The organism is Nonomuraea sediminis, from assembly GCF_018531495.1.
GTDB classification, from domain to species: domain Bacteria; phylum Actinomycetota; class Actinomycetes; order Streptosporangiales; family Streptosporangiaceae; genus Nonomuraea; species Nonomuraea sediminis.
In genome coordinates this window covers 449,012-467,417 of record NZ_JAHDTI010000003.1, presented here as the reverse complement: position 1 = coordinate 467,417, position 18,406 = coordinate 449,012, and the positions used below count along the sequence as shown (strand labels likewise).

Below are 18,406 nucleotides of genomic sequence, written 5' to 3'. Positions count from 1 at the left end.
GCCGGGCGCGGGTCCTCGGCCGGAGTGCGGCGGGCGGCCGGGGGCGGCGGCTTGCCGTACAGGACTCAGCAAGTACAGGACTCGCAAGTATGAGAAGTGTCAGGGAGCGGCGGGCGGGAGGGCGGCGGTGGCGTCCGGGTGGGGGAGGCCGGTGGCTTCGAGGAGGTCGACGGCGATGGAGCGGAGCTGGGCGGTGATGACGTCGGTGGAGAAGCCGTGCCGCTCCGGCCGCGCCCGCCCCGCGACCGCGAGCAGCGCCTGACGGGCCAGCACAGGCTCGCGCCCGGCGCCGAGCTCGAGCTGCAGGAGCAGCGCCGCCTCCGAGATCTCGCGCAGCGACGTGGCGAGCCAGGCGGGCCGCGGCGCGGGCTCGCCGAGGGCGGCAATCGTGCGGCGGACGAGGACGCGGGCGTTGCGCAGCGCGTGGTCGATGGGCGTGGCGGCCGTCTCGTAGCGGGCCAGGCGGGCCCGCCGGTGCCAGTGGAGCGGCGAGATCGTGGCGATCTCGCGGCTGGTCCGCAGCGCCTGGGTGAACTCCTCGATCGCCGACTGGGTGCCGCGCGCCTCCTCCAGTGCCTCGGCGGCCAGATCGACGTCGTGCTTGTCGATGGCCTCGGCGGCGCGTTCGAGCGCGGTGGACAGCGCGTCGAGTACTTCGGACGCGTGCTTGGCGGCGATGGTGAACGGGCTGGCGGGCAGCAGCGCGACCATGGCGACGCCGATGACGCCGCCGGTGAGCGCGTCGGCCATGCGGTCGAGCCCGCCGGTGCCGGTGGAGGGCAGCAGCGTGGCCACCAGCACGGCCGACGAGCCGGCCTGGGCGACGAACAGGGCGCCGCTGTTGAGCAGCACTGCCGCGGACATGGCCAGCGCCACGATCAGCGCCAGCTGCCAGGGCCCGGACCCGATCCACGACACGAGCAGGTCGCCGACGCCGACGCCGAGGCTGACCCCGACGACGAGCTCCGCCACGCGGCGCAGCCGCTGGCCGAGCCCGACGCCGACGCAGATCAGCACCGAGATCGGGGCGAAGAACGGCCGCGGGTGGCCGAGCACGTTCAGCGCGACGAGCCAGGCCAGCGCCGCACCGACCGCGCACTGCCCGATCGAGGGCGCCATGAGCCAGAACCGGCTCAGCCGTTCACGAAACCCTTGCACGCCGCCGCACCAGGGCGATCACGAGGGTGACGACGGGCGTGATCCACCACAGCGTGATCGCGATGTCGGGCTTGCCGAGCAGGGCCGTGGCGGCGCTGAGCGCCCACCACAGGCCGATGCCCCAGGTGACGGCGGCCCAGGTGACCAGGCGCCTGGCGTCGGCGTCGGCGTTGTGGAGCTTCTGGGTGACGGTGAGCGTGAACAGCAGGGCGAGGCAGATCATGATCACGGCCTCGGTGCCGGAGAACATGGCGACCGCGATGGGCGCCGACCTGGGGATGGCACCGGCCTCGCCGAACAGGTGGGTGGTGTAGGGGAGGAAGGCGGCGAACAGCAGCAGCGGGACGTGCACCGCGAGCGTCGCCTGGGAGACCTCGCGTAACTGGTCGAGCAGCGTGTGGTGGGCGCGCCAGGCGAACCACAGCATGACGAAGGCCAGCGCGAAGGCGAAGAAGGCGCCGCTCTGCTCGCTCAGGAACCTGCCGAGGTCCTCCAGGTCCTTCTCGGACGGGCGGGGGATCTCCAGGGCCAGCAGCGTGATCGCGATCGCCAGGACCGCGTCGGTGAACATGCTCACGCGTTCGGGGGTCAGACCGGGATGCGGCTTGGCGTCAGTCACTCGGCAGATGTTAAGGGAGAAAACGGTCAACGGCCGCCACGAAGTCGGCCCGGGCGTTCTCGTGGACCAGGTGTCCGGCGTCGATCGTGACCAGCTCCGCCCCGGGGATCAGCTCGGCCAGCGGCTCGGACCTGACGTGGCTGGACGGGCCGCCGGACACGATCAGCGTGGGCGCGGTGATGCCGCCGAGCGCGCCGGCCAGGGCGGGATCCGGGCTGATGAACTGCTTCTCGGTCTCGTGCACCATCCGCCAGTCGAACCCGGTCGAGTCGTCCTCCTCGATCGGCGCCCGCCCGGTCAGCGGCAGCGGCGGCGCCGGGTCCTCGAGCACCAGGCGCTCGACCAGCTCGGGATGCCGGGCGGCCAGCACGTAGGCGACGACGCCGCCCAGCGAGTGGCCGACCACGACGGCCCGCCGTCCGGCCAGGAGCGCGGCGATGTCGTCGGCCATGTCCGTGAGCGCGTAGGAGCCGGGGTGGTCGCTGGCGCCGTGGCCGCGCAGGTCCGGGACAAGCACGTGGTGGCGGCGGGCGAAGTGCTGGGTGATGCCGTTCCAGTTGTTGTGGTCGGCCGTCCTGCCGTGCAGGAGGACCAGCAGCGGATCCGCCTCGGAGCCCTCTTCCCGATAGACGAGCTTGATCCCGTTGGTTGTGGCTTCACGCATCACACGGCGAGCCTATGTTAGGCAGACATTGCCCATGAAGCCCGGATCTGTCGGTCAGTAGCGTTCTGAGCGTGGCTGAACGGGTACTGATCGCCCTCGGCGGAAACGCGATGACCGCGCCCGACGGCAGCGCCGCCCCCGGCGACCAGCGGGCGGCCGTCGAGGAGGCCATGGGGCACGTGCGCGCCCTGCTCGGCCAGGGGCACCAGGTGATCCTCACCCACGGCAACGGGCCCCAGGTCGGCAACCTGCTGCTGAAGAACCAGCTGGCCGCCGCGGTGGTGCCGCCGGTGCCGCTCGACTGGTGCGGCGCGCAGACGCAGGCCACCATCGGCACGCTGATCATGAACGCGCTCGGCCCCGGCGTGGCCACCGTGGTCACCAGGACCCTCGTCGACCCGGCCGACCCCGGGTTCGCCGAACCGACCAAGCCCATCGGCCGCTACTTCTCCGGGGACGAGGCCCGCAGGTTCCAGGCGCTCGGCCAGAGCTGGCGCCGCTTCGAGCGCGGCTGGCGCAGGGTGGTCGCCTCGCCGCACCCGCTGGAGATCCTCGAGGCCGACGCGGTGCGGGTGCTCATGGAGGCCGGCTACACGGTGGTGGCCGCCGGCGGCGGGGGAGTTCCCGTCGTACGGCAGGCCGACGGCACCTTGGCCGGGATCGAGGCGGTCATCGACAAGGACCTCGCCGCGGCGCTGCTGGCCCGGTCCGTGGGCGCCACGGTGCTGCTCATCGCCACCGACGTGCCCAACGCCGTGATCGGGTACGGCGGACCCGATCCCCGGCCGATCGGCCGGATTTCCGCCGGTGAACTGCGTGTTCTTCACGCGGCTGGGTATTTCGCCGGGGGCAGCATGGGTCCCAAGGTGGAGGCGGCGCTGCGGTTCGTCGACGAAGGCGGCAGCCGGGCGGTGATCACCTCGCTGGCAGGAATCGAGCGAGCCATGTCCCTGGAGACGGGGACACAGGTAGAACCCGACAGGGCAGGAGTCACGTGAGCATGGCGGATCCCATAGAAATAAGGAAAGTCCCGATCGAGAGCGTCACCGACGCCTCCGGCCTGGAAAGGCTGATCGACGACGGGGTGATCGAGGCCCGCCGGGTGCTGGCCGTGGTCGGCAAGACCGAGGGCAACGGCGGGGTGAACGACTACACCAGGATCCTGGCCGACCAGGCCTTCCGCGGGGTCCTGGCGGCCAAGGGGCATCCGGCGCCGGAGAGCGTGCCGCTGGTGTGGTCCGGCGGCACCGACGGCGTGCTCAGCCCGCACGCCACCGTCTTCGCCACCGTCGACCCGGCCAAGGCGCCGGCCTCCGACGAGCCGCGCGTGTCGGTGGGCGTGGCGATGAGCGACGTGATCCTGCCGGAGGACATCGGCCGGGTGGCGATGGTGGAGAAGGTCGCGGCCGGGGTCCGCGAGGCCATGAAGATCGCCGGGATCGACGACCCGCGCGACGTGCACTACGTGCAGACCAAGACGCCGCTGCTCACGCTGGCCACCATCACCGACGCCAAGAACCGTGGCAAGGACACCGCCATCGAGGAGACGGGCCCGTCGATGGACCTGTCGAACGCCACCACGGCCCTCGGCATCGCGGTCGCCCTCGGCGAGATCGACATGCCCGGCGCCGACCAGATCTTCCACGACCTGTCCCTCTACAGCAGCGTCGCGTCCTGTTCGTCAGGCGTGGAGCTGGACAGGGCGCAGATCGTCCTGGTCGGCAACGTCCGCGGCATCGGCGGCCGCTACCGCATCGGCCACAGCGTCATGAAGGACGCCCTGGACGCCGACGGCATCTGGGAGGCGATCCGCGACTCGGGCATCCCGCTGCCCGACCGGCCCCACCCCTCCGACCTGGGCGACCGGCTCGTCAACGTCTTCATGAAGTGCGAGGCCGACCCCTCGGGCAGGGTGCGCGGGCGGCGCAACATCATGCTCGACGACTCCGACGTGCACTGGCACAGGCAGATCAAGGCCACGGTCGGCGGTGTCGCGGCCTCGGTCACGGGCGACCCGGCGGTCTTCGTCTCGGTCGCCGCCGTCCACCAGGGCCCCTCCGGCGGCGGCCCCGTCGCCGCCATCGCCGACCACGGGTGATTCCGGACAAGATCGAGCGCCTCGTACGGCGGGCCGCCCTATCGGCCGCCCGCCGTACTCCGGCTGAGGACCCCAGCCCGGCGCTTCCGGCGAGTCGGTGACGGTCGCCCGCCGCAACGGCGCGCGGTATCGGTCTGGGTGGATTCCTGGCAACCGGCCTGGGTGGTCTCCCGGAAACCCGCCGGGTGATCTCCGGAACGCGGGGAATCCGGGACGGGAAAGCCTATGGTGTAGGGCGTACCCGCCATGCCTTGATCGCGAGAAGGGTGTGCATGAGCCCGTCCGGCACCGAGATCGCGGCCCGCGTCGACGACCTGCGCAGGCGCTACGAGTTCGACGAGGCCACCACTCTGCTGGCCGAGCATCCGGACCTGGCCGAGGACGTGGACGTCCTGGTCGCCGGGGGCCGCCTGCGGCTGGCGACGCGCCGTGAGGACGAGGCCCTGGCCGCCTTCACCGAGGCGGCGGGCCGGGCGCCCGACCGGGAGGAGCCCGCCGCCTGGACGGTGGCAGCGCTGGCCCGCGCCCGCAGCTTCGACGAGGCCGTCCAGGCAGGGGAGCGCGCGCTGGAGCGGCTGCCGGACTCGCCGCTGATCCGGGTGGCGATGGGCCGCGCCCTGCGCGACGGCAGCCGGCCCGCGGCGGCGCTGGAGTACTTCGAGCAGGCCCACCGGATCGCCCCTGACCACCGGATCGCCCACCAGTGGCTCGCCCACGGCCTGGTGGACGTGAACCGCTTCGACGAGGCGGAGGCCTGCGCCCGGGACCTGGCCGCCCGCCACCGAGGGGAACCGCTGGCCCACGCGACGCTCGGCTGGGTGCTCGACGACTGCCACGACGGCCCGGGCGCGATCCAGGCCTACGAGGCGGCCAGGGCACTGGGCGCTCTCGACCCCCGATGGGCCGTCGACATGATGGGCGTCCTGCGGTTACGCGGCCACTACGACGAGGCCGAAAGGTTCGTCGAGCAGGGGCTGGCGGCCTTCCCCCGGCATCCGACGATCATGATCGAGTGGGCGTGGCTGCTCAGCAGCCTCGACCTGGACGACGAGGCCGCCGAGTGGGCGCGGCGCGCGCTGGCCGTGGACGAGGCCTACCCGCGCGCCCTGATCTCCCTGATCAACCTGCTCCGTTACGCGCGTCGTCCCGAGGAGGCGCTCGAGGCCGCGGAAGCCGCCAAGCGACTGGCGCCGCGAGACCCCTGGATCTGGCGGGCCGTCGCCGACCTGCTGTCCGGGAGGGAGGAATACGACCAGGCGCTGGCCGCCGTCGACCACGCCCTGTCACTGGACGAGCGGGATCCCGACACGCTGAGCACCCGCGTCGAGCTCCTGGCCGAGGCCGGGCGTGTGGAGGAGGCGGTCGAGTTCGCGGGGAAGGCGCTCGAGACCAGCCCGGACTGGACCTACCTCCACCGGGCCGCCGCCACGGCGCTCCAGCATGCGGGACGCAGCGAGGACGCGCTCCAGCTACTGGAGCGGGCGCAGGTCCTCGATCCGCGCAGCCCCACCCTGGCCGCCAGGCGCATCCAGCTGTTGCAGAGGATGTCGCGCCACGACGAGGCGCACGAGCTGGCCCGGCGCTTCACCGGGTCGCCCGAGGTGCACATGGCGCTGGCCGAGCTGCTGTCCGCGCAGGACAGGGACTCCGAGGCGGCCGAGCAGGCGGAGCGGGCGCTGTCACTGGACGGACGCCACCTGGACGCGCTGCGCAGGCGCATCGACTTCCTCCGCTACGAGGAGCGGACGGACGAGGCGGTGCGCGCGGCCGACGTGGCGGTCGAGCTCCGTCCCGGCAGTATGGACATCCTGCTGACGGCCGCCAGCGCCTACGAAGAGGCAGGACGCACACTCCAGGCGCTTGAGCAGGTGGACAGGGTCCTGTCGCTCGAACCCGGCCAGCCCGCGGCGTTGCTGCGGCGCCCCCGCCTGCTCGGAGCCCAGGGCCGGCACGAGGAGGCGCTGGAAGCGGCCGAGCGGACGCTGCGGGAGCTCGACGGCGACGCGAACCTCTGTGTCGAGATGGCCAACCTCTGCGCCCCGCGATCGTCCGGCGAGGCCCTCAGGTGGCTGGAGCGTGCGCTGGCCACGGACCCGGAGCACTCGTGGGCGCTGCGGCGGCGCATGGACGTGCTGGCCGACGCCGGCCGCTTCGAGGAGGCGCACCGCGCCGCCGACATCGCGCTCGAACGGCGGCCCGAGGACGCGGCGATCAGACTGCGGTTCGGCCACCTGCTGAAGAGCGAGGACCGCCTCGACGAGGCGCTGGCCGAGATCGACGCCGCCCTGTCGATGGACGAGGACTTCGAATGGGCCTGGTGGGACCGCATCACCGTGCTCCGCGACCTGCACCGCCTGCGGGAGGCGGAGGAGACGTTCGCCCAGGCCGTCGAGAAGTGGCCCCGGTCCGCCGACCTCCTGCTCTGCGGCGCGTGGCTGATGAGCCGCCAGGACCGCGACAAGGAGGCCGCCGACCTGGCCGCACGCGCGCTCGAGCTCGATGAGTCCAGCGACTGGGCGGTGCGCAGCCTCATCGAGTTCCTCACCTACATCAACCGCTACGACGAGGCGGACCGGCTGGCCGAGCAGGCACTGGAGCGCCACCCTCACGAGCCGTCCGTCTACATGACCGTGGCCAACCTGCACGAGGGCAGAGGCGACCCGGCCAAGGCGATGGAGGTCCTGGACCGGGCTCTGTCCATCAACCCCAACCACGAATGGGCACTCCGCCGCAAGATCGACTTTCTCGTGGCCATGCGCCGCTACGACGAGGCCGAGACCGTCGCCGCCACGGCCCTCGGGGTGCATCCGCGTTCGATCGAGGTGCTTACCTCGGTCGCCGCGCTGCTCGAGTCGCAGGGGCGCGAGGACGAGGCCCTGGCCCGCCTGGACGAGGCGCGGGCGATAGCGCCCCGCCACGCATGGCTCCTGGGCAGCAGGATCGACCTGCTGCGCCACAGCGGACGCATGGACGAGGCCAGGCAGGCGGTGGCGGAGGCGCTCGCGATCCATCCGGACGAGCCCGGCCTGCACGTCTGCGCGGGGTGGCTCGCCTACGACTCGCAGGACCTGCGCGGGGCGCTGGCGTGCTTCGAACGCGCCGTCGGATGCTGGCACTCCTACACCGACGGCATCGAGGGGCAGAGCTTCACCCTCAGGACGCTGCGCCGCTTCGACGAGGCCGAGCGCATCCTCAGGACCGCGCTGCACCGCAACCCGGAGAAGATCGACCTCTGGACCGAGCTCGGCCGCGTCCACGACAGCCGGCTCCAGTTCGACGACGCGCTGGCCTGCTACGACCAGGCCCTCGGGATGATCACGCAGGACCCGGCGGCCACCATCGCCCGCGCGGCCACGCTCCGCTCGCTGCGCCGCTGGCCCGACGCCCAGCACGTGCTCGACCGCGCGCGGGCCGTGCACCCCGCCAACTGGGACCTCCAGGCGGAACAGGGCTGGCTCTACCACGACCAGCGGCTGCTGGCCGAGGCCGAGCAGGCCTTCACCCGCCTGCTCAGGCAGGCCGCCAACGGCCGCGAGCGGGCCGCCGCCCGCTACAGCCTCGGCTGGGTCCGCTACGCGGGAGGCCGTTACGTCGAGGCCGCCGACGACTTCCGCGCCGCGCTCACGCAGGGGCCGCACGACTCCGCGCACCGGCTCGCCCTCGCCTGGGCGCTCGTCGGCCAGGCCAGGGACGACACCTACCAGGAGGCCAGGCAGATCGCCCACGACGTGCTCGACCGGTATCCGGAGCCCTCGGCCCACCTGTGCCTGGGGGTGATCGCCTTCCGGCAGGGCGCGCTGGCCTCGGCCGAGGCCCACCTGAAGAAGACCATCGAGATCGACCCGCGCGGCAGCCACACCGACCTGGGCGCCCTCTACGTCCAGATGGGCCGCTACGACGAGGCCGAGGAGCACCTGCAGCGCGCCGTGGCCCAGGACTGGTACGACGTGGCCGCGCACGTCGAGCTCGGCTCCCTCTACCTGATCAGGGGAGGCGACGCCGAGCAGCAGTTCCGCAACGCGCTGGCCGTCGACCCCGCCTCGGGCCCGGCCGCCATCGGCTACGCGCAGGCGCTGGCCGCCGCGGGGGAGAAGGCCGAGGCCGAGGAGACGCTGCGCCGTACCCTGCTCAGGCAGGACGTGGACCAGCGCTGGCGCATCCACCTGGCGCTGGCCAGGCTGCTCGTGCAGCGCGGCGACGACCAGCAGAACGCCGACCTGCACGCCGACGCCTACGCCCAGGCGCAGCTGGCGATCGGGACGGCGCCGGAGACCCAGGCCGACCCGCACTATGTGGCGGGCGTGGCTCACCACAGGATGGGCTCGCTGCTGGCCGGCGCGGGCGGCCGCCTCGGCTACCGGCGGCGGGCCATGCGCCACCTGCGCGCCTGCCTCAAACGCGACCTGCTCCACGTGGACGCCCAGCGCAGCCTGCACCTGCTCGAACGCGAGATGCGCGCCGCCACCCCGGCGGCCTGGGGCGGTTACGCGGTGGCGAGCATCTCCCTGACGCTGCTGGCCGCCCTGTGGATCGCCTTCCTGCTCACCGACAAGGTGACGGTGGTCCTGCTGTCGGCGATGACGCCCGTCCTGCTCGGGCTGTTCCTGCTGTCGGCCCTGCTGCCAGGCCTGGTCCGTTTCAAACTCCCCGGCCTCCAGGCCGAACTCCAGGCGGGCAACTCCGCCATCTCCCTGGGCCCCACGGGCGAGGTCATGTTCGCCCCCGGCCGCCTCAGCGTCGTCACCGGCCCCACCGGCCTCCTCCCCCGCCGCGAACAAAGCCCCACCCGGTAATGGGACCACTAATGCGAAGATCATCACCTTGTACGGCAGGCCGTCCCACCGGCCGCCCACCGCACTTCGGCTGAGGGCCCCAGCCCGGCGCTTCCGGCGAGTCGGTGCCACTCCCCGCCGCCACGGCGCCAGGAACCGGCCCGAGCGGCCCCCGAACCCTGGCCCCGGCCCACGGGGTACACCGGCGCACGGACGGTCCCCGGACCCTTGGCCACGCCGGCTACGGGCGCCCGCTTCCAGGCGCCGGGTCGACGCCCTGGGCAACCTGGGACCTGTCGTGCCCGGGTGACGCAGCGCCCTGGACGGCGGGCGATCGGGGGCCGGGGTGCCACGATCACGCAGCGCCGTGACGGCGGGGAAGCGGCCCCGACTCGCCGTAAGCGCCGGTCGCGGGCCCCAAACCGAAGTGCGGCGGGCGGCCGGTGGCGGCTGCTCGCCGTACAGGAGAAGGCTCCCGTAAAAGGTCATGAGGAGATGAGGGCGGCGCGGCGGGCGAAGGTGGGGAGGAGGGCCAGGGAGAGGGCCAGGCAGGCCAGCCCGAGCGCCGCGCACGACCACCACAGCAGTCCCGAGCCGTACAGCAGGGCGCCGAGCGCGGGCGCGGCGAAGCGGGAGACCGCGGCGGCCCAGCCGTACAGCGCCTGGTAGGTCCCGTGCGAGCCCTCAGGCGTGAGGTCGGCGATGACGACGGCCTCGACGGCGGCCATGCCCAGTTCCCCGGCCGACCAGATCAGCACGGTGACCACGTACTGCCAGGCCTGGTCCGCCACCCCGGTGAGCGCGAGCCCCGCCCCGATCACCGCGATGGAGATCCCCAGCACAGGCAGGCGGCGGTAGCGGGACAGCCAGGCCACCGCCACCGGCTGGAACAGCACGACGATGCCCGCGTTGAGCGTGATGAGCAGCCCGAACAGCGAGGCGGGCAGCCCGTCGGCGGCCAGCGCGAGCGGCAGACCGTACTTGACCTGTCCGTAGATGGTGAGCCCGACCAGGATGATCAGCACGGACCCCACCAGCGCCGGGTCGCGCAGCGCGACCGCGTACCCGGCCCTGCGCTCCCGCGGGGCGGGGGGAGCGGCGGGCACCCCGAAGGCCACGATCAGCGCGAACAGCACGCTGGAGCCGGCGTCGAGCGCCACCAGCACCCAGTAGCCGTGCGCGAGCAGCAGCCCGGCCGCCGCGCCCGAGATCGCCGCGCCCACGTTGATCGCCCAGTGCATGAGCCCGAACGCCTTGGCCCGCTGCGGCGCCGGCGTGGTCTCGGCGACCATCGCCGAGGCGGCGGGCCGGTAGACGTCGCCGACCAGCCCGAGCGCGACCGCGCCCGTCACCAGCCACACCAGGTCGCCGGCCAGGCCGATCAGCACGAGGCAGGCCGCGGTGGCCAGCAGCCCGCCGACCAGAGTGGCCTTGCGGCCGAACCGGTCGGCGAGGTAGCCGCCGAGGGGCTGGCCGCCGAGCCCGCCCAGCCCGTAGGCCGACATGACGCCGGCGATCTCGGCGGCGGAGAAGCCCTTGGCGCCCAGGTAGAAGACGAGGAACGGCAGCACGACCGCGCCGAAGCGGTTGACCAGCTGGCCGGAGAACAGCAGCCAGAAGACCCGGGGAAGTCCGTTGAAGAGCGTCATGCCGGAAAAGGTGCTCCAATGGGCGGGTCCCGGGCGATGGATTCGGTTGGAGCCGAATGATGCTGACGCTGACGTTCTCGGCCTACGACCTGTCGTCGATCCGTTTCGCCTACTCGCCGCTGCGCGAGGCCGTCTACAGCTTCCGCGCGCTGCTGCGCCCGGCGGGGCGGGCGCTGCACCTGCCGTGGATGAGGACGGTGCGCGTGGCGGGCCTCGACCTGGGGCCGCTGGTGGACCTGCAGGCCGACCCGACCGGCTACATCCCCGACTTCCTGACGCCCTCACCGTCCACCCCGCTGCCGGACCTGGAGGTCGAGCTGGCCACCCTCAGGGCCACGCCGCCGGAGGTGGTGCGGGCCAACCTGGACGCCATGGCGGGCCCCCGGACCCCGGCGGTGCGGGAGCTGTATGCGGAGCCGGTCGAAGGGATGGCGCGGCTGACAGCGGGGATCGAGGCCTACTGGGACACGGCCATGGCCGAGCACTGGCCGCGGATGCGGGCCCTGCTCGAGGGCGACCTGGTCCACCGGAGCAGGCAACTGGCCGCGCGCGGCCCGCAGGGGCTGTTCGCCGGGATGCACGCGGCCGTGCGCTGGCAGGACATGCGGCTGCGCCTGGAGGAGCGGCCCGCCGCCTACTCCCGGGTGCTCGGCGGCGAGGGCCTGCTGCTGGTGCCGTCGATCTTCGTCTGGCCCAGGATCTCCTACCGCACGGAGGCCCCGGGCCAGCCGGTGATCGCCTACCCGGCCAGGGGAGTGGCCACGCTCTGGGAGCGCGGCACCGCCCCCGCGCCGGACGCGCTGTCCGCCGTGATCGGCAGGAGCCGCGCCCAGCTGCTGGCCGAGCTGGAGTCCCCGGCCTCCACCACGGAGCTGGCCCGCCGTACCGGCCTGTCACCGGGCAGCGTCTCCGAGCAGCTGGCGCTGCTCAAGGAGGCCGGGTTCGTCACCCCGCACCGGGTCGGGCGCTCGGTCCTTTACGCCCGCACCACCCGCGCGGACGCCCTGCTCAGGTGACGGGCGGCTTGAGCAGGGTGAGCGTGCCCGCCTCGGTGTCCAGGCGGGCGGGGACGCCGATCGGGAAGGTCTGGGTGGGGATGTTGTGCCCGATGTCGGCGCCTGCCAGCACGGGCACGCCCAGGTCGTGGAACCGGTCGGCCAGCAGCCGCTCGACGTCGCGCGGGTCGCCGCACTCGGTGAACGTGCCGAGCACGATCCCCGCCACCCCCTCGACGTAGACCGAGCGGCGCAGCTGGGTGAGGATGCGGTCCAGGCGGAACAGGAACTCGTCCACGTCCTCGAGGAACAGGATCGCGCCCCTGGCCGGGAGGCTGGTGTCGGTGCCCAGGCTCGCCGCGAGCAGCGAGGCGGTGCCGCCGAGCGTCACCCCTTCCGCGACGCCGGGCGTGATCGTGCGGGCGTCGGGGAAGGTCAGTTCGCTGATCGAACCCCTGAGCATGGCCATCAGCGTGTCGAAGGCGTAGTCGCCGCGCCCCAGGTGGAAGGAGTCGGTGGCCACCAGCGGTCCGAAGAACGACCCCCAGCCCAGCTTGACCGCGATCGCCTCGAGCAGCGCGGTCACGTCGGAGTAGCCGATCACCGCCTTCGGCCTGGCCGGGTCGACGCGCGACCAGTCGACCAGCTCCAGGGTGCGCTGCGCGCCGTAACCGCCGCACGCCATGAAGATCGCCGCGTAGGCGGGGTCGGCCAGCGCCGCGGTGAGGTCCCGCGCGCGCAGCACGTCGTCACCGGCCAGGTAGTCGTACTCGGTCCCGGTGGCCCGGGCCGAGTCGAACACGTCCACGGTGAAGCCTTCGGCCTCCAGCGCGCGGACGCCGCCGTCCAGCTTGGTCTGCCCCGGCGGGCTCGAGGCCGCGATCACCGCGACGCGGTCGCCGGGTCGCAGGGCACGAGGTTGCACAAAATCGGTCACGAAGTCTCCTCAGTCAGCAGATGGCAGGCAGCGCCAGAAATGTCGGCGGCGAGCGGCGGCAGGTCGCGGACGGCGCACGGCTCGAAGGCCTTCGCGCACCGGGGATGGAAGCGGCACCCTGCGGGGATCCGGGTGGGATCCGGCGGCTCCCCGGTCAGCAGCGTGGGCTGCCAGTCCTCGCCGGGCGCCACCGACAGCAGCGCCCGCGTGTAGGGGTGGCGGGGGTGCAGCAGCACCTCCTCGACCGTGCCGGACTCCACGATCCGCCCCAGATACATCACCGCCACCCGGTCGGCGATGTTCCAGGCCAGGCCCAGGTCGTGGCTGACGACCAGCGCCGACAGCCCGAGCTCGTCGCGCAGGTTCAGCAGCAGCTTGAGGATCTCGCCGCGCACCGAGGCGTCCAGCGAGGCGACCGGCTCGTCGGCCACGATCACCGACGGGTCGAGCGCCAGGGCTCCCGCGATGACGACCCGCTGCAACTGCCCGCCTGACAGCTGATGCGGAAACCTGCGGAAGAACTCGGACGGCGGCCGCAGCCCGGCACGCGCCAGCGCCGAGGTCACCCGCTCGGTGAGCCCGTCGGTCAGGCCGTGCAGCCGCGGCCCCTCGGCCACCGCGTCGAACACCGACTGGCGCGGGTTCAGCGCGCCGAACGGGTCCTGCAGCACCAGCTGCACCTGCCGCCGGTAGGCCTTCAACGCCTTGTAGTCCAGCGGCCTGCCCTGGTGGAGCACCTGCCCGCCGGTCGGTTCGACCAGCCCGACCAGCGCCCGCGCCAGCGTGCTCTTGCCGCAGCCCGACTCGCCGATCAGCGCCACGATCTCGCCCGGCTCGACGCGCAGGTTCACCCCGTCCACCGCCCGCGCCCGCCCGTAGGCGACCCGCAGGTCACGCGTCTCCAGCATCGACAGCCCCTTCCAGCACTCGCAGGCACGCCGCCTCGCGTCCCGCTCCCGCGGGCCACAGCTCCACGCTCTCCGTACGGCAGGCCGCCCCCACCTCCGGGCACCGGGGCGCGAACGAGCACCCCGCGGGCAGCGACCCCAGCGACGGCGGGTCCCCGGCCAGCCCGGACGGGTTGCGCCGGGAAGCGGGATCGCCGATCGTCGGGAACGCCCCGGCCAGCGCCCTGGTGTAGGGGTGGCGCGGCTCGGAGATCAGCTGCCTGGCGGGGCCCAACTCGACGATCCGCCCGCCGTACATGACCGCGAGCCGTTCGCACAGGTGGGCCAGCACCGACAGGTCGTGGCTGATCATGATGACCGCGATGCCCTGGTCACGGATCAGGCCCGACAGCAGCTCCAGGATCTGCGCCTGCACCATCACGTCCAGCGCGGTGGTCGGCTCGTCGGCGATGATCAGGTCGGGCCGGCAGGCGAGCGCCATCGCGATCATGATGCGCTGCCGCTGCCCGCCGGAGAACTCGTGCGGGTAGGAGCCCATCCGCCGCGCGGGGACGCCCACGCTGTCGAGCAGCTCCGCGGCCCGGGCCCTGGCGACCTTCGCCGAGACCTTGTCGTGGCGCAGGATCGGCTCCATCAGCTGGTCGGCGATCGTCCGGACCGGGTTGAGCGCGCTCATCGCGCCCTGGAAGACCACCGACGCGCCGGACCAGCGCACCGCCCGCAACCGCTCCCACCGGGCGGTCAGCAGGTCCTCGCCGTTGAACAGCACCTGGCCGCTCACCTTGGCGGTGGCAGGCAGCAGGCGCAGCAGGCTCAGCGCCATCGTGGACTTGCCGCAGCCGGACTCGCCCGCCACGCCCAGCGTCTGCCCGGGCTCCAGCGTGAAGCTGACGCCGCGGACGGCCGGCGCCGCGCCGTAGCTGACGCGCAGGTCGCGCACGTCAAGCATGGTTCACCATCCGGGGGTTGAGAATGTGCTCGACGGCGCGCCCAGTCAGTGTGAAACCGAGCACGACCAGCAGGATCGCCACGCCGGGCGGCATCAGGTACCACCAGGCGCCCGCGGTGACCGCGCCGCCGAAGAAGGCCGTCTGCAGCATCGAGCCCCAGGTGACGCTGGTCGGGTCGCCCAGGCCGAGGAAGGTCAGCGTGGCCTCCGACAGGATCGCCGAGGCGACGGTCAGCGTGCTGGAGACCAGGATGAGCGGCATCACGTTGGGCAGCACGTGCCGGATCATGATCTGCCGGTTGCCCGCGCCCAGCGCCCTGGCCCGTTCGATGAACGGCCGGGCCTCGACGGCCAGCGTCTGGGCGCGCACCAGGCGGGCGGTGGCCGTCCACGAGGTGATCGCGATGGCGATCGTGATGGATGCCGCGCCCTGGCCGAGCACGGCCGACAGCGAGATGGCCAGCGGCAGGCTGGGCAGCGCGATGAACCAGTCGGTGACGTGCATCAGCGCCCGGCCGATCCGGCCCTGGTAGTGCCCCGCGACCAGGCCGACCGCGGTGCCGAGCAGCACGGTCAGCAGCGTCGAGATCAGGCCGATGGCCAGCGACTCGCGCGCGCCCCAGATCGCCAGCAGCAGGATCGAACGGCCGGCCAGGTCGGTGCCCAGCGGGTAGCCGGCGCTCGGCGGCGCCAGCCGCGGCCCGTCCACCTTGACCACGTCGAGCTGGTCCGGCCCGATGAACAGCGGCGCGGCCAGCGCCAGCACGGCGAAGGCGAGCAGGACGCCCAGCCCGGCGAGCCCGGCGGGCCGTTTGGTGAAGGCACGGATCACTGGGCACGCACCCTCGGGTCGAGGAAGCGGTAGGCGATGTCCGCCAGCAGGTTCATGACGATCACGCTCGCGCTGAAGATGATGAAGGTGCCCTGCAGCAGCGGCAGGTCGGGGATCTTGAGTGCCTCGTAGGTGAGGTAGCCCAGGCCGGGCCAGGAGTAGACCGACTCGACGGTGATCGCGCCGGTCACCAGCGTGCCCAGGTGCATGAAGATCACCGTCACCGACGGCAGCAGCGCGTTGGGCACGGCGTGCCTGCGCCGGACCTCGGCGTCGGTCAGCCCCTTGGCCCTGGCGGTGAGCAGGTAGGGGCTGCCCAGCTCGTCGATGATGGACGACCGCATGATCGTCACGTACTGGGCGAAGACCACCAGCACCATCGTCAGGCAGGGCAGCACCAGGTGCCTGGCCACGTCCAGCGCGTGCTCCAGCCCGGTCGCGTTGAGCGCCGGGTCGGTCATGCCGCCCGCGGGGAACAGCCCCGGGATGGGGCCGACGCCGACGCTCAGCGTGATCAGCAGGATCATGCCCAGCCAGAACGTCGGCACCGACCACAGCGTCAGCGACACCCCGGACGACACCCGGTCGAACAGGCTGCCGTGCCGCCACCCGCTGCGCACGCCGAGCCACAGCCCGAGCGCCACCGAGATGACCGCCGAGGTGCCCATCAGCAGCAGCGTCGGCCACAGCCGCTCGCCCACCAGCGACGACACCGACTCCTGGAACTGCCAGGAGTAGCCGAGCCTGAAGTGCAGCGTGTCGTTGACGAACGACAGGAACCGCATCCAGACCGGCTCGTCCAGGCCGAGCTGCACCCGGATCTGGGCCAGCTGCGCCTCGCTGGTCGGGCGGCCGCGGGTCAGCGTCCGCACCGGGTCCGACGGCATCAGGTTGAAGATGACGAACCCGATGACCAGCGTGATGAAGAAGCTCACCAGCGCCGCCACCAGCTTGGAACCCAGATATCGCGCGAACCTACTCACGGTCGGCCTTGGCGGAGCGGCGGCGCAGCACCACGATCGCGGCGCCCAGCACGATCACCACGAGCGCGACACCACCCCACAGCAGCCCGCCACCGCCGCCGGACGTGCCGCCGGAGGCCGCGGCGGCGGTGGGCGGGGTGGCCTTGAGGTAGCTCCAGAACGCCGACTGCGCCGGGTAGAGGCCCTGCGCGTTCGGCTCGCCGAGCGTCAGGCCCGAGACAGTGTCGGTGCGGGCCACGTCCAGGCCGTTGGCGTAGTAGTAGATCTGGTTGACGTTGGCCTTGTAGAGGATGTCCTGCATCTGCCCGATGACCTTGGCCCGCTCGGCCTGGTCGAACGTGCCGAGCTGCTGCGTGAACAGCTTGTCGTAGTCGGCGTCGCAGAAGAAGGAGTCGGTGTTGCCGCCGGTGCCGTCGTCCTTGGGCAGCGTCGAGCAGCTCTGGATGCCCAGCAGGTAGGTCGGGTCGGGGCCGGTCGTCCAGGCGTCCATGAGCAGGTCCCAGTCGCCCTTGGCCAGGTCGCTGTTGAGCGCGCTCATCGACAGCGGCTCGATGGTGAGCTTGATGCCGATGGCCTTCATCCAGCCGAGCAGGTAGGTGGAGATCGCCGCGTCCGCGGAGTCGTCGGAGTGGATGCCCAGGCGGAAGCTCAGCGGCTTGCCGTCCTTGACGCGGATGCCGTCGGAGCCCTTGGCGTAACCGGCGTCGTCGAGGAGCTTGTTGGCCTGCGCCGGGTCGTAGGGGGTCACCTCGGCGGGCTGCCACGCCCACTGCGGCCAGGCGGGCGGCAGGTAGCCGGCGCCGATCTGGCCGACGCCGTCGATCACCTTGGTGACCAGCGTCTGCTTGTCGGTGGCCATGGCGATCGCCTTGCGCAGCACGGGGTCGCCGAGCCGGGGGTCGCCGGTGCCGATCTTCTTGCCCGAGCGGGTGCGGGCGTTGTGGTTGATCTCCAGGCCCATCCAGCCGTTGCCGACCGTCTGGATCGCCTTGATGTCCTTCTCGTTCTGCAGCGCCTTGAACTGGGTGGCGTTGACGCCCGACTTGTAGTCGATCTGCCCGCTGCGCAGCGCGGCCACGGCGGCGTCGGTCGACTTGAAGCTCTGCTCGACCAGGTGGTCGAACTTGGGCGCCCCGAGCAGGAAGCTCTTGTTGGCGTCGTACTTGGCGTACTGCTCCTGCTTGTAGTCCGTCATCACCCACGGCCCGTAGCCGACCACGGGCAGCGCGTCGTTCTTGTAGTCCTTGAGGTCCTTGGCGTGCGGCTCCCACACGTGCCGCGGCACGATCGGGATGCCGCGCATCGGGATGCTCACGTACGGCACGCTCGCCTGCGGCGCCTTGGTCTTGATGACCAGCGTGGTCGCGTCGGGCGCGGTCACCGAGTCGAAGTTGCTGACCAGCGAGCCGTTGGCGGTGCCCGCCACCGCGTCCGACATGATCAGGTTGAGAGTCCAGGCGGCGTCGTCGGAGGTCAGCGGCTTGCCGTCGCTCCACTTCAGCCCGTCGCGCAGCTTGAAGGTCCAGGTCAGCTTGTCGGCAGAGGGCGTCCACGACGTCGCCATGTACGGCCCGGGTGTCCCGTCGGGCTGCAGCGAGTTGAGCGCCGGGTAGACGTTGCCGAAGATCTCCAGCGCTCCGTCGAAGAACGCCAGGAACGGGTTGAGCGTGTCAACCCCCGAGCCGTCCATCGCGGCCCGCAGCGTGGTGCTGGGCGCGGCGGTCGCGGGCGGGGCGGCGCCGAGCGCCAGGGTCAGCGCGCAGGCGGCGACCGCGCCGGTCCATCTGGGCATGGGGGGCTCCTTCCGGTCAGGTGTGAACGAATGCTGACGAGAAGCCGCCA

At 72.4% G+C, this 18,406-nt stretch carries 14 protein-coding genes; 4 read left to right on the top strand and 10 right to left on the bottom strand.

Annotated features, from left to right (window positions below):
* Positions 1 to 99: 99 nt before the first annotated feature.
* The 3 genes from KIK09_RS16265 to KIK09_RS16255 are packed head-to-tail and all read right to left on the bottom strand — an operon-like array spanning position 100 to position 2,441.
* Positions 100 to 1,158, bottom strand: coding sequence for an FUSC family protein (locus KIK09_RS16265; protein WP_308164129.1), 1,059 nt, complete (start codon positions 1,156 to 1,158; stop codon positions 100 to 102).
* The gene (locus KIK09_RS16260) at positions 1,142 to 1,777 is read right to left on the bottom strand and encodes a TMEM175 family protein (RefSeq protein WP_214320046.1); all 636 of its coding nucleotides are present in this window, start codon (positions 1,775 to 1,777) and stop codon (positions 1,142 to 1,144) included. The genes KIK09_RS16265 and KIK09_RS16260 overlap by 17 nt, the downstream gene beginning before the upstream one ends.
* Positions 1,778 to 1,787: 10 nt before the next feature.
* Positions 1,788 to 2,441 (bottom strand): alpha/beta fold hydrolase, encoded by a 654-nt coding sequence (locus tag KIK09_RS16255; protein WP_214320045.1) that lies wholly within the window; start codon positions 2,439 to 2,441, stop codon positions 1,788 to 1,790.
* 71 nt (positions 2,442 to 2,512) lie between these two features.
* Here KIK09_RS16255 and KIK09_RS16250 point away from each other — a divergent pair, with 71 nt between their 5' ends.
* The 3 genes from KIK09_RS16250 to KIK09_RS59160 all read left to right on the top strand — a co-directional run bounded on the left by KIK09_RS16250 (position 2,513) and on the right by KIK09_RS59160 (position 9,332).
* Positions 2,513 to 3,439: a carbamate kinase gene (locus KIK09_RS16250; RefSeq protein WP_308164128.1), complete on the top strand. Its 927-nt coding sequence runs from the start codon at positions 2,513 to 2,515 to the stop codon at positions 3,437 to 3,439.
* 2 nt (positions 3,440 to 3,441) lie between these two features.
* A complete protein-coding gene (gene bar / locus KIK09_RS16245) occupies positions 3,442 to 4,539 on the top strand; it encodes a barbiturase (protein ID WP_214320696.1) in 1,098 nt (365 codons plus the stop codon).
* A gap of 272 nt (positions 4,540 to 4,811) precedes the next feature.
* Entirely contained in the window at positions 4,812 to 9,332 is a 4,521-nt protein-coding gene (locus KIK09_RS59160; RefSeq protein WP_214320044.1) for a tetratricopeptide repeat protein, read from the top strand.
* A gap of 464 nt (positions 9,333 to 9,796) precedes the next feature.
* Here KIK09_RS59160 and KIK09_RS16235 read toward each other — a convergent pair whose 3' ends face one another.
* Complete coding sequence (locus KIK09_RS16235; protein WP_214320043.1) at positions 9,797 to 10,960, bottom strand: MFS transporter; 1,164 nt, start codon at positions 10,958 to 10,960, stop codon at positions 9,797 to 9,799.
* A gap of 56 nt (positions 10,961 to 11,016) precedes the next feature.
* Between KIK09_RS16235 and KIK09_RS16230 the strand changes: the two genes are divergently transcribed.
* Positions 11,017 to 11,976, top strand: a complete 960-nt coding sequence (locus tag KIK09_RS16230; protein WP_214320042.1) for a DUF5937 family protein — start codon at positions 11,017 to 11,019, stop codon at positions 11,974 to 11,976.
* On the opposite strand, the gene KIK09_RS16225 is transcribed toward KIK09_RS16230, so the two are convergent.
* Genes KIK09_RS16225 through KIK09_RS16200 form a run of 6 tightly spaced genes read right to left on the bottom strand, consistent with a single transcriptional unit; the run spans position 11,969 to position 18,356 of the window.
* Complete coding sequence (locus KIK09_RS16225; protein ID WP_214320041.1) at positions 11,969 to 12,892, bottom strand: S66 peptidase family protein; 924 nt, start codon at positions 12,890 to 12,892, stop codon at positions 11,969 to 11,971. The genes KIK09_RS16230 and KIK09_RS16225 overlap by 8 nt on opposite strands.
* Positions 12,889 to 13,800 carry an ABC transporter ATP-binding protein gene (locus KIK09_RS16220; RefSeq protein ID WP_214320040.1) on the bottom strand — a complete coding sequence of 304 codons (912 nt, stop codon included), beginning with the start codon at positions 13,798 to 13,800 and terminating at the stop codon, positions 12,889 to 12,891. Before KIK09_RS16220 ends, KIK09_RS16225 begins: the two co-directional genes overlap by 4 nt.
* On the bottom strand, positions 13,784 to 14,749 hold the full coding sequence (locus KIK09_RS16215; RefSeq protein WP_214320039.1) for an ABC transporter ATP-binding protein: 966 nt from the start codon (positions 14,747 to 14,749) through the stop codon (positions 13,784 to 13,786). The genes KIK09_RS16220 and KIK09_RS16215 overlap by 17 nt, the downstream gene beginning before the upstream one ends.
* A complete protein-coding gene (locus tag KIK09_RS16210) occupies positions 14,742 to 15,581 on the bottom strand; it encodes an ABC transporter permease (protein WP_214320038.1) in 840 nt (279 codons plus the stop codon). Before KIK09_RS16210 ends, KIK09_RS16215 begins: the two co-directional genes overlap by 8 nt.
* Positions 15,578 to 16,564, bottom strand: a complete 987-nt coding sequence (locus KIK09_RS16205; RefSeq protein WP_214320037.1) for an ABC transporter permease — start codon at positions 16,562 to 16,564, stop codon at positions 15,578 to 15,580. Before KIK09_RS16205 ends, KIK09_RS16210 begins: the two co-directional genes overlap by 4 nt.
* Positions 16,557 to 18,356 (bottom strand): ABC transporter substrate-binding protein, encoded by a 1,800-nt coding sequence (locus KIK09_RS16200; protein WP_214320036.1) that lies wholly within the window; start codon positions 18,354 to 18,356, stop codon positions 16,557 to 16,559. The genes KIK09_RS16205 and KIK09_RS16200 overlap by 8 nt, the downstream gene beginning before the upstream one ends.
* Positions 18,357 to 18,406: the final 50 nt, after the last annotated feature.

Coding starts and splice junctions, on each gene's coding strand:
- KIK09_RS16215 (WP_214320039.1), bottom strand. CDS start 14,749: ATGCTTGACGTGCGCGACCTGCGCGTCAGCTACGGCGCGGCGCCGGCC.
- KIK09_RS16255 (WP_214320045.1), bottom strand. CDS start 2,441: ATGCGTGAAGCCACAACCAACGGGATCAAGCTCGTCTATCGGGAAGAG.
- KIK09_RS16230 (WP_214320042.1), top strand. CDS start 11,017: ATGATGCTGACGCTGACGTTCTCGGCCTACGACCTGTCGTCGATCCGT.
- KIK09_RS16220 (WP_214320040.1), bottom strand. CDS start 13,800: ATGCTGGAGACGCGTGACCTGCGGGTCGCCTACGGGCGGGCGCGGGCG.
- KIK09_RS59160 (WP_214320044.1), top strand. CDS start 4,812: ATGAGCCCGTCCGGCACCGAGATCGCGGCCCGCGTCGACGACCTGCGC.
- KIK09_RS16200 (WP_214320036.1), bottom strand. CDS start 18,356: ATGCCCAGATGGACCGGCGCGGTCGCCGCCTGCGCGCTGACCCTGGCG.
- bar (WP_214320696.1), top strand. CDS start 3,442: ATGGCGGATCCCATAGAAATAAGGAAAGTCCCGATCGAGAGCGTCACC.
- KIK09_RS16235 (WP_214320043.1), bottom strand. CDS start 10,960: ATGACGCTCTTCAACGGACTTCCCCGGGTCTTCTGGCTGCTGTTCTCC.